This is a genomic window from Acinetobacter sp. SM1B (assembly GCF_003289665.1).
In the GTDB taxonomy this organism is placed as follows: domain Bacteria; phylum Pseudomonadota; class Gammaproteobacteria; order Pseudomonadales; family Moraxellaceae; genus Acinetobacter; species Acinetobacter schindleri.
Window position 1 is genome coordinate 2,526,567 of sequence record NZ_QMBM01000001.1, and the last position, 14,415, is coordinate 2,540,981.

General features: G+C 32.9%; 14 protein-coding genes. All 14 read right to left on the reverse strand.

What is annotated here, in order from left to right; genetic code table 11:
- Positions 1–9 precede the first annotated feature (9 nt).
- The 14 genes from galU to C8322_RS12235 all read right to left on the reverse strand — a co-directional run bounded on the left by galU (position 10) and on the right by C8322_RS12235 (position 14,287).
- On the reverse strand, positions 10–885 hold the full coding sequence (gene galU, locus C8322_RS12170; RefSeq protein WP_111810675.1) for a UTP--glucose-1-phosphate uridylyltransferase GalU: 876 nt from the start codon (positions 883–885) through the stop codon (positions 10–12).
- A 126-nt stretch (positions 886–1,011) separates the two neighbouring features.
- Positions 1,012–2,349 (reverse strand): undecaprenyl-phosphate glucose phosphotransferase, encoded by a 1,338-nt coding sequence (locus C8322_RS12175; protein ID WP_322873827.1) that lies wholly within the window; start codon positions 2,347–2,349, stop codon positions 1,012–1,014.
- 256 nt (positions 2,350–2,605) lie between these two features.
- Entirely contained in the window at positions 2,606–3,412 is an 807-nt protein-coding gene (locus C8322_RS12180; RefSeq protein ID WP_111810677.1) for a glycosyltransferase, read from the reverse strand.
- Positions 3,405–4,328 carry a glycosyltransferase family 2 protein gene (locus C8322_RS12185; RefSeq protein WP_111810678.1) on the reverse strand — a complete coding sequence of 308 codons (924 nt, stop codon included), beginning with the start codon at positions 4,326–4,328 and terminating at the stop codon, positions 3,405–3,407. The genes C8322_RS12180 and C8322_RS12185 overlap by 8 nt, the downstream gene beginning before the upstream one ends.
- Positions 4,329–5,294 carry an EpsG family protein gene (locus tag C8322_RS12190; protein WP_111810679.1) on the reverse strand — a complete coding sequence of 322 codons (966 nt, stop codon included), beginning with the start codon at positions 5,292–5,294 and terminating at the stop codon, positions 4,329–4,331.
- A 12-nt stretch (positions 5,295–5,306) separates the two neighbouring features.
- A complete protein-coding gene (locus tag C8322_RS12195) occupies positions 5,307–6,152 on the reverse strand; it encodes a glycosyltransferase family 32 protein (RefSeq protein WP_171334353.1) in 846 nt (281 codons plus the stop codon).
- 109 nt (positions 6,153–6,261) lie between these two features.
- Positions 6,262–7,173, reverse strand: a complete 912-nt coding sequence (locus C8322_RS12200) for a glycosyltransferase (RefSeq protein WP_111810681.1) — start codon at positions 7,171–7,173, stop codon at positions 6,262–6,264.
- Positions 7,174–7,210: 37 nt separating this feature from the next.
- Positions 7,211–7,774, reverse strand: a complete 564-nt coding sequence (rfbC, locus tag C8322_RS12205; RefSeq protein WP_111810682.1) for a dTDP-4-dehydrorhamnose 3,5-epimerase — start codon at positions 7,772–7,774, stop codon at positions 7,211–7,213.
- Between the two features lie 70 nt (positions 7,775–7,844).
- Positions 7,845–8,744 (reverse strand): glucose-1-phosphate thymidylyltransferase RfbA, encoded by a 900-nt coding sequence (gene rfbA / locus C8322_RS12210; protein ID WP_111810683.1) that lies wholly within the window; start codon positions 8,742–8,744, stop codon positions 7,845–7,847.
- The gene (gene rfbD, locus C8322_RS12215) at positions 8,745–9,653 is read right to left on the reverse strand and encodes a dTDP-4-dehydrorhamnose reductase (RefSeq protein WP_111810684.1); all 909 of its coding nucleotides are present in this window, start codon (positions 9,651–9,653) and stop codon (positions 8,745–8,747) included.
- Positions 9,654–9,671: 18 nt separating this feature from the next.
- Entirely contained in the window at positions 9,672–10,739 is a 1,068-nt protein-coding gene (rfbB, locus tag C8322_RS12220; RefSeq protein WP_111810685.1) for a dTDP-glucose 4,6-dehydratase, read from the reverse strand.
- A 41-nt stretch (positions 10,740–10,780) separates the two neighbouring features.
- Positions 10,781–11,653, reverse strand: a complete 873-nt coding sequence (locus tag C8322_RS12225; protein ID WP_228156507.1) for a glycosyltransferase family A protein — start codon at positions 11,651–11,653, stop codon at positions 10,781–10,783.
- Entirely contained in the window at positions 11,650–13,071 is a 1,422-nt protein-coding gene (locus C8322_RS12230; protein WP_171334354.1) for a lipopolysaccharide biosynthesis protein, read from the reverse strand. Before C8322_RS12230 ends, C8322_RS12225 begins: the two co-directional genes overlap by 4 nt.
- Before the next feature lie 49 nt (positions 13,072–13,120).
- Positions 13,121–14,287, reverse strand: coding sequence for a nucleotide sugar dehydrogenase (locus C8322_RS12235; protein WP_111810688.1), 1,167 nt, complete (start codon positions 14,285–14,287; stop codon positions 13,121–13,123).
- Between the last annotated feature and the right edge of the window lie 128 nt (positions 14,288–14,415).

Here is a 14,415-nt window from a genome sequence, read left to right on the forward strand (position 1 = left end):
CTCTTTTTTTTATAACTCTAACTCTTTAATCAGTGCTTTAAACTCATCACCTAACTTGGGATGGTCAACACCATAATGTAAAACTGCTTTCAAATAGCCAATTTTGCTACCACAGTCGAACGTTCGTCCTTTCATGCGATATGCTTCAACAGGCTTTGATTGCTGTAGCATTGCAATCGCATCTGTCAATTGAATTTCATTCCCAGCACCTTTCGGTGTTTGTTCTAATAAAGTCATAATCTGTGCAGGCAATACATAACGCCCAACAACTGACAAATTAGAAGGAGCCATACCTATTGCAGGTTTCTCTACAATTCCTTGCATGACATAACTTTCACCTTCAGCAGGAATTTCAGCAACATCGACAATACCATATTGATCAACCAAACTATCAGGGACAGCTTCAACCATAATTTGGGCTGCGTTTGACTTAGTATAACGCTCAATCATTAAGCTTAAATCGTTGCGCGTATCACTATCTTTAACCAAGACATCAGGTAGGAGCACAGCAAAATCATCATCACCAACAATAGACTTCGCACATAAAACAGCATGGCCAAGCCCTAAAGGTTGTGGTTGGCGTACACTAACAACACTTACACTCGCAGGTAAAATGTCGGTAATTTCTTTAAGTAAATCAAACTTCTTTTTTTGTTCTAATGTCGTTTCTAATTCAAAGTTACGATCAAAGTAGTTTTCTATAGATGCTTTCGATGAATGTGTGACTAAAATGATTTGCTCAATTCCAGCAGCTACAGCTTCTTTGATTACGTACTCAATTGCTGGGCGGTCTACCACCGTAACCATTTCTTTAGGAATCGCTTTACTTGCAGGCAAGAATCGGGTACCTAGTCCAGCCACAGGAAGAATCGCTTTTTTAATCATAAAACACACTTTTGCATCAAAAAATTATTTATTAACACTACACTATTTTTTATTTCAAAATGTTTAAAAATAGTGCAAATAACCCAAAGTTTGTATAAACGTATCAAATATTAAAAACACAAATATTTAATACGCAGCTTTATTAATGAAACCTTTAAACACCGTTAAAAATATAATTTTAATATCCAATAAAAGACTCCACGTTCGGATGTATTCCAAGTCACATTCAACACGTTTTTCCATCTTATCTAGGGTATCTGTTTCCCCACGCCACCCACGAATTTGTGCTAAGCCCGTAATACCAGGTTTCACTTTATGTCTAAGCATGTAACCAGTGATCAGTTTACGATACTCTTCATTGTGTGCTGCTGCATGTGGACGCGGACCTACAACAGACATACTGCCTAATAAAACGTTAAAAAACTGCGGCAGTTCATCTAAAGATGTCCGTCTTAAAAAGCCACCTATGGGGGTTAACCGGGGGTCATTTTTAATAGCCTGAGTCACTTTTGTTCCATTTTCCATGACATTCATACTTCTAAATTTGTAAACTAAGATCGGCTTTCCATTTAAACCATAACGCGTCTGCTTAAAGAAAACCGGACCTTTAGATGTCAATTTAATAGCAATTGAAATACCAATTAAAATTGGAGAAATCAACAGTAAAATAACCAGTGCAAAACAAATATCTTCAATGCGCTTCAGTAAAGTATTAATACCTGTTAAACGAGTATCTATAATTGGAATAATCGGCGTACCATTAATATCTTCAACACGCGAGTATAAAAAGTCATGCGAGAACAACTCAGGAATAATTACTGTTGAACATGTAGTATCTGCTAAAGACTTAATAACTTGATCCGCTTGTTCAATATTATCTTGATTGATCACCACATAAACCTTATTAATTTTTTGTTTGTGAACAATCTCCATTGCATCATCTAACCCACCCGAATAAACAAAGCAGTCATAGTCCTGTCTAAATGAGAACACACCTATTGGGTTAAAGCCTGTCCATTCGGAGTCTTTTAAATCTTGAAAAAGCTTAAGTGCTTTATCAGAATCACCGAGGATAAGCACATCATTAGCGCGAATAAAATACTTAAAAAACAATGCATAAGATAAACGTATAGCAATACGCAGCGCAGACATGATGAAAACCACACTCATAAAGTAGGTGAATATCACTTGTGCATTCATCTTGCCTAAAAAGAGTAAAATAGGACCAATTAAAGCGACACTAAAAAAAACATTTTTCAAACAAAAAATAAGTTCATTAAATAGACTAACGCCGCGCCATGAGCGATAAAAATCAGTCAAGCCACCAATGAGCTGAAATAAACTGACCACACTCAAAAACATTAAAAGCGTTCTATTATCTACAGGAATATTATTTATTTTAGAAATAAAATAAAAACCCAAATAAATTGCTACAACATCACAAAAACGTTGTAATATTGACACATATGATGCATGTAACCTTGAAGCCATTTTTTGCCTATATTTTGTTTTTCCAGGCTTAATAAAAGTCAATCTTTTATAAAGTGTAAATTAGTTGAAAAGCTCGTTCTTATGAGACACAAGAAGTTACCCCAACCCTATAATTAAAATGATATTATTTACATTTACCACTATACCAAGAATTTAAGTTTCTCAAAGAGCAGTTTGTATAAATTAAGTACTAAATTTTGAAACCAATAGCTACTATTTATAGTAGTATTCACTTTAGTTGCTCAAAACATCTTGAATTCATTCTTCTGCGTCCACTATCGTAACACCATCCCCATTTCCAAAAATATTGCCATGCACTCTTTAAGTGCGCTTTTAATAATATAGGATTTTTATAAGACCCTTGCTCATGTGCGTGCACTACTTGCACAAGAGGATAGTAAACATTACCAAATTTTTCAGCACAGCGACGTGATAGATCAACATCTTCCATATACATGAAAAAACGCTCATCGAATCCATTTAACTCAAGTAATGCTTTAGACTTAAAGAGCATAAAACAACCATGAAGATATGGAACAAAGATAGGTTTGGAAAGGTTAAAATTTTTCAGCAAATAGCTTTCATCGAGTTGTTCTGCAAATTTTGGAGAAAAACGACGAGCAAATAAATTTAAAGGAGATGGAAGTAGTCGAGCACCATATTGATTTTCGCCATCCTCATACACTATTTTGGGAAGAAATAATCCTTCATTCCGTTGCTGGGCAAAAGCGACTAATTTTTCAAACTGTGATGCATCAAATATAATATCGGGATTACATACTAAAAAGTAATCAGACTGCGCTGCAAATCGCTTAATTGCATAATTATGCCCATAACCAAATCCAAAGTTTCCTTCAGACTTGAGATAAGTTACACGAGAGTGATTAAATGAAGCCGCCCAATCACTACTATCATTGTCGACCAATATTACTTTTTGAATAAAAGATACTGCCAGTAAACTATCCAAAGTAAGTTTTAAGTCTTGATAAGAATGTTTATATAATACTATAGAAGCAAATATTTTTATATTAAACATGATAATCTCTACTTTGATTTACCCCATCTTTAATTGCTTTAAAATAATATTTTATATAATCAATTTTTTTGTCTTTCAACAAAAATAAAAGTATTTGAATAGCAAAGTTAGTGACCATTAGTTTCGAAGTCAGAATTTTTGGAATATAGGGCATTTTCCACATGAAAAACAAATTACGAACCCGATAGTATCTTCTATAACCTGAATGAACTGGGATTTTAAAATTTAACAACTTAATCGTATCATCTCCAACACTATGTCTCATAACAGCCTTTTCTGACATATATAATTTATAGCCTTTACTTAAAGCTCTAAAACACCACTCTGTATCAACATAGTCAATAAAGAATTCTTCTTTCATATTTCCAATTTCTTCTAAAGCAGCAACTGAAACTAATGTTCCAGAAGAAATCAAAAAACTTACTTCTATAGGCTCTTGTATATTTTCTACGGATATCTTATCTATCAGGCCAAAACTGTTAAATTTTAATGCAGGAAAATAAAAACCTTTATTTTCATCTAAAAATCTCGGACCAACTGCTGCAATTTTATAATTCTTATTTTTCATATAATTATAATCAGATATCAAATTTTTAATAAAACTATTATCTAAGCTGCTATCTTGATCAAAGAAGACCACATATTCACATCCCAAAATTTTAGCTCGTTCTATTCCAATATTTTGAGCTTTTGCTATCCCTTCATTTTTAATTAAAGAAAAAATTTCTATTGAATCATTATCAGATAAATTAATCTTTTCTAGCGAAAAGCTCTTCCCATTATTAACTATAACAACTCTTCCTCCACTTTCAATTAAATTTCCAATAAGAATTGATAACTTTTCAAAGTTAGGATTATAAGTAACAACTAAATAGCAAATATTCAAAATCAACCTCTCAAACCCAACATCATCCAATTAAAAATAAATGCTAAGCAAATCATAAAAAACATTCATATTAAAAACTGAAGAATCACTAAAGAAGTTCATATACCCATAATATGAAACAACTATAGATATTATTAAAAATTTAAGATAAAAGTTTAATGTATTATTTGGGATGATAATAAAACTTGATAACATTAAAAAAGTTGCAATATCAGTAATTCTAATAGCAACAGCAGGAAATGAGCCACCCAAAACAATACTAAACACAATTATAGAAAGACTAACAATAGAGTTAACTTTAACATATTCTGAAACATTTTTTCTGTTAAAAAAAGCACAAAAATATATTAAAAAAATCAAAAGAAGATTTTTTAAAGAAAAAAAACTATAAACTCCATAGTAACTAGATACATCATAAACTGAATAATCAGTTAATGAAATATAATACTTACTTAAGAAAGCAACTGGAACGATTACTAAAAATATAAAAAAAACTTTACCCTTAAAAAATTTATATAAAAATAATGGGAATAATAAAAATATCATACTACTATGAGTCAATAATGAAATCACTAAAAAAATATACCTCATCCACCCCCTAAAACAAATCAACGCCAACATATAAAAACTAACAGCCAAGCTTATCCTAATTTGAGACATTTCCCACAAAGGAAAAAAAGAAATAAAATAAAATAAAATAAAATAAAATAAATTCAAAAACCCAAATCTATATAAACTTATAAATTTAAAAAACAAAGAAATAAAAGCATGCAAAAATAAAAGGAGAATAAATCCATTTTGAAAAAAAGAACAAAACCAGCGTATCAACTGAAAAACTAATTCACCACTTCTTTTCTCTGGATAGTAATACATAATTGAGTATATATAATAGTCTGCGGTAAGATTTTCAGGTCTTAAAGCTATGAGAAATGAAATCAAAGCCGAGATCAAAAAGATGAGTGAATAATAAAAAAGTTTACGAGTATCTAATTTCAATTTATATAACTCTTAAATAGATTGGGAATTATAAATTTTTTGAAAAGAAGAGCCTATTAAACTTCTTCTTACTATAAAATTCTTACGTATAAAAAGATTAATATCATCTCTACTATCTTGGGTAAATTTAATTAAATAAGGTACATGTAGCTTTTCTTTTCGTCTAAGACACAATGTTAATGCAATAAATATAGATCTAAACTTAAATTTATTGTTATAATAATGGCCTGAAGATCCCGAGTTCAATGTTACTATATTATATGTTCTCTTAGACATAACAATAGCAGCAGATATATAGCACATTAAATAATCAGTATTCTGGATATTTTGAATCACATCAGTATTACCTTTATAGCTGCTATAATAAGTATAAGGACTATCACTTAAAACACACTTCTCAAATTCCTGAAACCAATCTCCAATAAACTCATTGCCTTTCGGTGCCATAATAAACCAATTTTCTACGATTGGATTATTTTCATCAGTTGTACAGTCATCAGAATAGAATACAAAAACATCTTGTTTTTTATTTATCTTTCTATATATCCAATCAAAGTTTTGTGTTAGAAGTATACTCGCATCCATCCATATCCCTCCATGACTATTTAAAAGCTTAAGCCTTATATAATCAGCAATAATTTGAGGTTTTAAGTTTGGATTAATTTTTGAAATATCAACGTAATTACTTACATTATTTTTATTTAACAATACAACTTCATATTTCTTACATAGATTTTTAGTATTTTCATAACATAGGTCTACTATTGGATTACTATCTTGTGAATCCCAATACATCCAAATTTTTTTAGGTATATCTTCTATATTCTCAAAGCTATCTATTTTATTAACACTCTTCAAATATACCCATTTCTCATTAACTTTACTGCTATTTATAAAAACAAAATTAAAAAAAGCATAGAGTCTAATATAGATTGAATTAATTATCCTTTTAAAAAACATATTTATATTAGCCTCTTAGCTTTTTTACAGTTTGCTTGATTAAAATTTTCAAAAGAATACTCATTGTAAACATATTTAATAAACGAGTATCTTTAATGAAACCTAGAACAGCTTGATATCTTCCTTCATTTTTTGCTTTTACATGCATATAAATTTCGAATAAATGAGCTATACTTAGATTTACAATATGTTTTCTACACCCAATTCCCATAAGATTAATCAAAGCTTCTCTATAACCATTTTCTTGTTTTTTATTAACATGATTTACAGCACTACCTTGCCTTACACGATAGTAAACTAGAGGTTCTGATATGTGATAGATACTTTTACTATTTAAATATATTTTGGGAAAAACGTGTACATCCTGTATAAGCAAACCATCAGGAAACTTAGCATTCTGTATTAGTGAAAATTTCACAACTCTTAACCACGATTGCCATGAACAGTTATTAAACACAGCAGCTAAAAACTCCTCATCGTTATCATGTATGCCTTCTTGTAGGTTATCATTTACAACATTAATTATTTTTTTATTTTCATGTATAAAAGTGACCGCGTTAAAATCAATAATATCTACATCTCTATTATTTTGGATACATTCTGTGATCTTTGAAATATAATCGTTCCTAACGTAGTCATCAGGATCCAGAAAACCTATATACTCTCCTTTTGCTTGCTGGATCCCATAATTTCTCGCCACACTCTGACCTTGATTACTTTGCTCAAGAATCACGATATTGTCATAATTTCCACTAAGAAAATTATGACAGATTTGCATAGATTTATCTTTTGTTCCATCATTTATTAAAATAAGTTCTGTAGAATCGAGTAGTTGAGGTACTATACTCTCTAGAAACTCTAGAATATATTCCTCTACGCCATATATAGGCACTATAATACTAAGACTCTTTTCTCTCATAACTTTAAATTATTCCAAAAAATTATAAAATTTTATATTAAAATTTATTAGCAGCATTGAATGATGGCGCTAAACGATCTTTATCCGTCAAAAGAATTTCTAGATCTTTTTCAATAGGCCATTCAATATTAATTGTTTCATCATTCCATAGAATAGATCGCTCACATTCTTTAGAGTAATAATCTGTCGTCTTGTATAAAAATTGAGTATTATCTTCTAAAGCAATAAAGCCATGTGCAAACCCTGCTGGAATCCAAAACTGCTTATGGTTATCTGCCGTCAGTTCAACTCCGACCCACTCACCAAATGTAGATGAATTTTCACGGATATCTACTGCAACATCCCACGCGCGACCTTGTACTACCCGTACCAATTTGCCTTGAGCATGCGGGTTGAGCTGATAGTGTAAGCCACGAAGTACGCCTTTTTTAGAAAAAGAATGATTGTCCTGAACAAACTTAGGGATATCCAAACCACGTTCAGTCAATGCCTGCTCAAATACTTGCTGGTTAAAGCTTTCCATAAACCAACCACGATCATCACCAAATACCCGTGGTTCAAAGATGAGTAAATCTTTGATTTTAGTTTCAATAATATTCATATTTTTACCTGATTGATGGTCGGCAAGAAGTGATTTATTTCATTATAAATCACTTCTGCCAATTTAGGGATTAAGCTTTATTTGACTGGTCTTTATATAACTTAAGCAAATACTGTCCATAACCTGTTTTTTTGAAAAACTCGCCACGTGCTTTAAGCTGATCTGCATTAATCCAGCCATTATTAAATGAAATCTCTTCCAGACTCGCCACCTTGAGGCCCTGACGATGCTCAATGGTCTGTACAAATTGGCTTGCTTCCAATAGTGAGTCATGTGTACCTGTATCTAACCATGCAAAACCACGGCCAAGTACTTCTACATTGAGATTATTTTGTTGTAAATACACATTATTCACATCTGTAATTTCGAGCTCACCACGGTGCGATGGTTTAATATTTTTCGCAATTTCAACCACAGTGTTATCGTAAAAATAGAGACCTGTTACCGCATAGTTAGATTTAGGCTGCTCAGGTTTTTCTTCAATACTTAATGCTTTACCATTTTCATCAAAATCGACCACACCAAAGCGCTCTGGATCATTGACATAATAACCAAATACCGTTGCACCTGTTCGCTGCTCGGCTGCACGCTTAAGCTGCTGACCAAAACTTTGGCCATAGAAAATATTATCACCTAAGATTAATGTAACGTTATCTTGCCCAATAAATTCTTCGCCCAATATAAATGCTTGTGCCAAGCCATCTGGTGATGGCTGTACTTTATAAGAAAGACGAATACCCAGTTCCTCACCCGTTCCCAATAATTTTTCAAAATTTGGCAGGTCTTCTGGTGTTGAAATAATTAGAATATCCTGAATCCCTGCTAGCATAAGCACTGATAGTGGATAATAGATCATTGGTTTATCATAAATTGGCAATAACTGCTTAGATGTGCCCATGGTAATTGGGTACAAGCGTGTACCTGAGCCACCTGCCAGAATAATACCTTTACGTTGTTTTAATGCTGTCATTTATATAGTCTCTTTAATCATATGCTCAACACCTTGCTGCCACTGAGGTAAATGTAAAGCAAACATTTGTTGGAGTTTGTGAGTATTTAATCTTGAGTTGAGCGGTCGAACTGCTGATGTAGGATAATCAACCGTCGATATTGGCTTCACTGTTTTAATCTGAAGTGACAATCCATGTGCTTTGGCAACATCAAAGATATAGTTTGCATAAGCATACCAAGATGTCTCACCCTGAGCGGCCAAATGATAATGACCGAGCAAATGCTTTTGCTGAGGTTGTGGCTGTAAAGCATAATAACGAACAATTTGCGCTGTTACATCTGCAATTAAAGCTGCGCCAGTAGGTGCACCAATCTGGTCATCAATAATACTAAGCTCATCTTTACTTTGAGCCAGCTTAAGCATGGTTTTTATAAAATTATGACCACGTGAAGCATACACCCAGCTTGTACGCAAATTGATAAACTTTACCTGACTTTGTTCAAGCGCAATCTCACCATTTCGTTTGGTTTTTCCATACGCATTTTGAGGTTCTGTCGTATCATCTTCCTGCCAAGCTGCTGTACCCTGTCCATTAAATACATAATCTGTAGAATAATGTATGAGTAAGGCATCTATTGCTTTGCATTGTTCGGCCAAATGCTTCACCGCAATATGATTGACCAAATCGGCCTGTTCAACCTCTGACTCTGCTTTATCAACTGCAGTATATGCTGTTGCATTGAGCACAATATTAGGTTGGAATGTTTGTATCACTTTTTCAATGGCTTCAAAATTTGTGATATCACCACAAAAACCATGCTGAACATCTTCATGTCGATCTAAAGCAATGACTTCACCTAAGGGCTGAAGCGATCGTTGTAATTCCCAGCCGACTTGTCCATTTTTGCCCAATATCAGTATTTTCATGTGACTCATCTCTTGTACCTAGGCTTGGTATTGGTTTTGTACCCAGTTTTGGTACTCACCGCTTTGCACATGCTTTACCCATTCCTGATTTGCCAGATACCATTCAACTGTTTTACGTAATCCAGACTCAAAAGTTTCAACAGGTACCCAACCCAGATCTTTCTTAATTTTACTGGCATCAATTGCATAACGTAAGTCATGCCCAGGGCGATCTTTTACATAAGTGATCAAGTCGTAATAGTTTGCGATACCCTCTGGCTTATTGGGTGCTAACTCTTCAAGTAAATTGCAAATCGCTTTCACGACATCAATATTTTGCTGTTCATTGTGTCCACCAATATTATAAGTTTCTCCAACTTCAGCTTCAGTTACAACTTTATATAAAGCACGTGCATGATCTTCAACATATAACCAATCACGAATCTGGGCACCATTCCCATAGACAGGCAAAGGCTTTCCAGCAAGTGCATTTAGAATAACAAGCGGAATAAGCTTTTCTGGAAAGTGATATGGTCCATAGTTATTAGAGCAATTCGTTAATACCACGGGTAAGCCATAGGTACGATGCCAAGCACGTACTAAATGGTCAGAGCTGGCTTTACTCGCAGAATACGGAGAGCTCGGTGCATATGGTGTGGTTTCCAGAAATAAATCTTCTGTACCTTCTAAGTCACCATACACTTCATCTGTTGAAATATGATGAAAGCGAAACTCTGCTTTTTTATCTTCTACCAGACCATTCCAATAATGTCTTGCAGCTTCTAATAACTGATAAGTTCCAATAATATTGGTTTCAATAAATGCTGCTGGTCCTGTAATAGAACGGTCAACATGAGACTCTGCTGCCAAGTGCATAACAGCATCGGGTTGAAACGTTTCAAACAACTGATCTAATTCAGCACGATCACAAATATCTGTTTGAGAAAACTGATAACGTGGATGGTCTGCGACGGTTGCCAATGACTCCAAATTACCAGCATAAGTTAGTTTATCGACATTAAGTACACTATTATCAGTATCCTGAATAATATGACGTACCACTGCCGAACCAATAAAACCAGCACCACCTGTTACTAAAATTTTCATATGCAATCACTTAATAAAAATTAAAAACAAAAACTTTAAATTTACATTTCATTACACAACTTTTGGTGAAAATTTGAGTCATGAGCTAATATTTTTTTAAATTGCTTATCATTTTCACCACCTGCAACATTAATTTCAAATAATGATTCACCACAAGAAATCACTTTAAAGTGAATATTTTTGCGAACGATTCTTTTCGCTTTAAAACCATTACTTACTGTTAAATATTTAAACCAAAAATCATCTGCATGTGGGCATAGTTTTAAAAAAATATCTTTACTCCTATTTAACCCATTCAAAGCACCAACTGGATAATATACCCCAGATGTACCAGTTGGTAAAAAACTATATTTAGGCTCTATAATATAGTTATTATCAGAGGTTTTAAGCCATTCCTTATACTTTAAAAAATCTCCATTTTTTCTAAGTATATAGTGCCCTCTATATGCCAACACAGTATTTGGTGTTTTATTCACTTCCAACATTAATCTCTGTAACCACCAGCTTGGATAATAGACATCATCATCAATTGTAATAATAGGCTTACCTAATTCCGCAGTATAGTAAGCTTTTTTATAAGATTTTAAATTTTCTTCAACAACAATTAGATTCAGTCCTCTAGATTGATACTCCTCAATATGTGTTGGCAACCCACCAAAAATATTAATATCTTCCTGACTTAAAACTAAAATCACTTCATACTTAAGATCAGTTCTCTGCTGGAAAATTGACTCCAAAGTATAGAATAATGTTGGAAAACGCTTATGGTATGAGGTTAAACTTATAATAAGTGGTGCTGACTTTTCCACACTTTTTTTTGAGTATATTCGACAATATCCTACATAATACCTAAGAACATACATTAAGATTTTAGATTTAATATTATTTATTTTATGCAAGATAATTTTTATCACTTTGACATCCTTTTTGAAATATAATATTTAATAAGATTGTTAGGCATAAAATAATAAGAAAATAGATATACAACCCCTCCAAAAAATATCAAGCCTATAAAATTAAATAAATTTATATTAATATATTTTTTCACAAAATAAACAGCTAAAACAAAAATAAAACATGCTGAAACCACAGGAAAAACTGTAGTAAATATTGAGCACACATTAATTTTAATCACCTTAAATAAGATATATAAGTTTAGACCAACTACTAAAATATTTGAATAAAAATAATATTCGGAAAATTTCACAATATCATACGATGCAGAAATCAAAAAACAACTTACATAAATTACAGCAGAAAGAATTCCTGTATAAAATAAAATATTTGTCTTTCCTTTGGCAGTAAGTACTGCACCTGTCGTGCTATTTAATGCTTGTAACATACCAGTTGGTGCAAGCCAAAATAAAATAGATGCTACTAAACTCCATTGATTACCAAATACGAATTTTACAAAAGGCTCTCTTAAAATCATTAAACCACTCATAAGTGGAAAGGCTAAGAACGAAATAAGACACAAGGCATCTAAGTAAGTTTTATTAAATTTTTCCTTATTATCTTGATATTGGCTTAATACAGGCAACATAGATCTACTCACTACAAAAGTGAATGTCTGTAAAGGAAACAGCATAACTCTATATGCAAGGTCATATGCACCAAGCACAGCACTTGTCATAACCTTACCAATAACCCATCGATCCGTATTTCTAGAGAAATAATTAACAAAGTTAAAAGCAACTAAATTCCCACTAAAGGAAAAAATTTGTTTTATTTCTTTAAAATATCGATAACCATATAAAGATGGTTTCCATTCAGATATATGCCAAATTAGTAAAGTTGAAAGTATAGCGTTAAGTAAAGACTGAATCACTAAACTGTAAACACCCCAACCTAGATATGCAGCTATAATTGCTAAAGTTGTCGCACTTAAGCTACTAATTGATTCTATAAATGCTACTTTTTTAAACTGAGAATTTCTTTCTATTAAGGCTAAGTGAGAAGATGAGGAGCTCGTAATTGGAAAGCTCAATGAAAGTAAAATTAATACACATATCAGGTCTGGCTGACTAAAATAAGTTGCAGCAAATGGTGAGGCACATATAATAGCGATAGCAACTACAAAGCCTATAATAATGTTGAGCCAAAAAACTGCATTTTTTAATTCTTCTGTTAAATCTTTTTTTTGAATAAGTGCGGCAGACGTTCCCATATCACGAAACAAGAATCCCAATGCAACAATAACCCCTGCCATTGCCATTAGACCATATTCAGCAGGTGGAATCAGCCTAGCCAAAACAACTAAACTAATAATCTGGCAAAGAACTTTAGTAATTTGAGCCAAAGCTACCCATTTAGTATTATTTATCAAACTCACGATTAATGATTCCGAATTACAACAGAATGTAAGCTAAATTTTAAGTACATCAATTATCCCCAAACAAATCACGCGTAAATACTTTCTCAAGTACATCATCTAAATCAGATACAATTCGGTTGGCAATAATGATATCGCTTTGTTGTTTGAACTCTGCTAAGTCACTTATGACATCTGAACCAAAGAAAGAAGATTCTTGAAGCACTGGCTCATATACCACTACGCGGATACCCTTTGCTTTTAGGCGTTTCATAATGCCTTGTATCGCAGATTGCCTAAAATTATCACTGCCCGCTTTCATAACCAGTCGGTAAATGCCTACTGTTTCAGGCGCTTTCTTGACAATTTGCTCTGCAATAAAATCTTTACGTGTCGTGTTGGATTGAATAATTGCAGAAATCAGGGTTTGTGGTACATCCTGATAATTGGCAAGTAATTGCTTGGTATCTTTAGGAAGGCAATAACCACCATAGCCAAAAGATGGATTGTTATAATGCGTTCCTATTCGCGGGTCTTTACCTACAGCGCTAATGATGTCTTTACTATTTAAGCCACGTGAGGCGCAATAGGTATCTAGCTCATTAAAATATGCGACCCGCATGGCCAAGTATGTATTTGAAAATAGTTTTACAGCTTCTGCTTCAGTCGAATCCATTAAAAGAACATCTACGTCTTCTTTTAAGCTGCTCGATTTAAACAGTGCACCTATCTTTTGGCCTATTTTTGATGTATCACCGACTACAATACGTGACGGGTATAAGTTATCTAGAAGTGCTTTTCCTTCGCGTAAAAATTCGGGTGAAAATACAATGTTTAAATTTGGATACTGTGCCTGCATTTTTTGAGTAAAACCCACAGGAATGGTAGATTTAATTACAATAATGGCCTGGCTGTTTTGATGGTTTAAATCTTTTAAAACCTGTTCGATGGAGCTGGTGTCAAAGTAATTACTTTGCTCGTCGTAATTGGTGGGTGTAGCAACAATAATCACTTCGGCGTTGGCATAAGCAAGTGTCGAATCAAGTGTTGCTTTAAAATTAATTTCTTTGGCAAGATATCGTTCAATCAATTCATCCTGAATAGGTGCTTTTCGCTGTTGAAGTAATTGCACACGAATATCATCTATATCTAGTGCAATTACGTCATGCTTTAATGCGAAAAGCATTGCATTTGATAACCCAACATACCCTGTACCAACAACAGTTATTTTATACATTCAGAATCATCCCAATTATTTATCTAAATGAATTATCATTTTAAAACAGGCATTAACACACATGATTTATCGTAAATCCACTAAAAAAACAATAACCACACAATTAAGTTATTATATTATCTTCTTAA

What these genes read in the sequence shown, in the direction of transcription:
- rfbA (WP_111810683.1), bottom strand. Translation starts at nt 8,744, where the DNA reads ATGACAGCATTAAAACAACGTAAAGGTATTATTCTGGCAGGTGGCTCA.
- rfbB (WP_111810685.1), bottom strand. Translation starts at nt 10,739, where the DNA reads ATGAAAATTTTAGTAACAGGTGGTGCTGGTTTTATTGGTTCGGCAGTG.
- C8322_RS12180 (WP_111810677.1), bottom strand. Translation starts at nt 3,412, where the DNA reads ATGTTTAATATAAAAATATTTGCTTCTATAGTATTATATAAACATTCT.
- galU (WP_111810675.1), bottom strand. Translation starts at nt 885, where the DNA reads ATGATTAAAAAAGCGATTCTTCCTGTGGCTGGACTAGGTACCCGATTC.
- C8322_RS12235 (WP_111810688.1), bottom strand. Translation starts at nt 14,287, where the DNA reads ATGTATAAAATAACTGTTGTTGGTACAGGGTATGTTGGGTTATCAAAT.
- C8322_RS12200 (WP_111810681.1), bottom strand. Translation starts at nt 7,173, where the DNA reads ATGAGAGAAAAGAGTCTTAGTATTATAGTGCCTATATATGGCGTAGAG.
- rfbD (WP_111810684.1), bottom strand. Translation starts at nt 9,653, where the DNA reads ATGAAAATACTGATATTGGGCAAAAATGGACAAGTCGGCTGGGAATTA.
- rfbC (WP_111810682.1), bottom strand. Translation starts at nt 7,774, where the DNA reads ATGAATATTATTGAAACTAAAATCAAAGATTTACTCATCTTTGAACCA.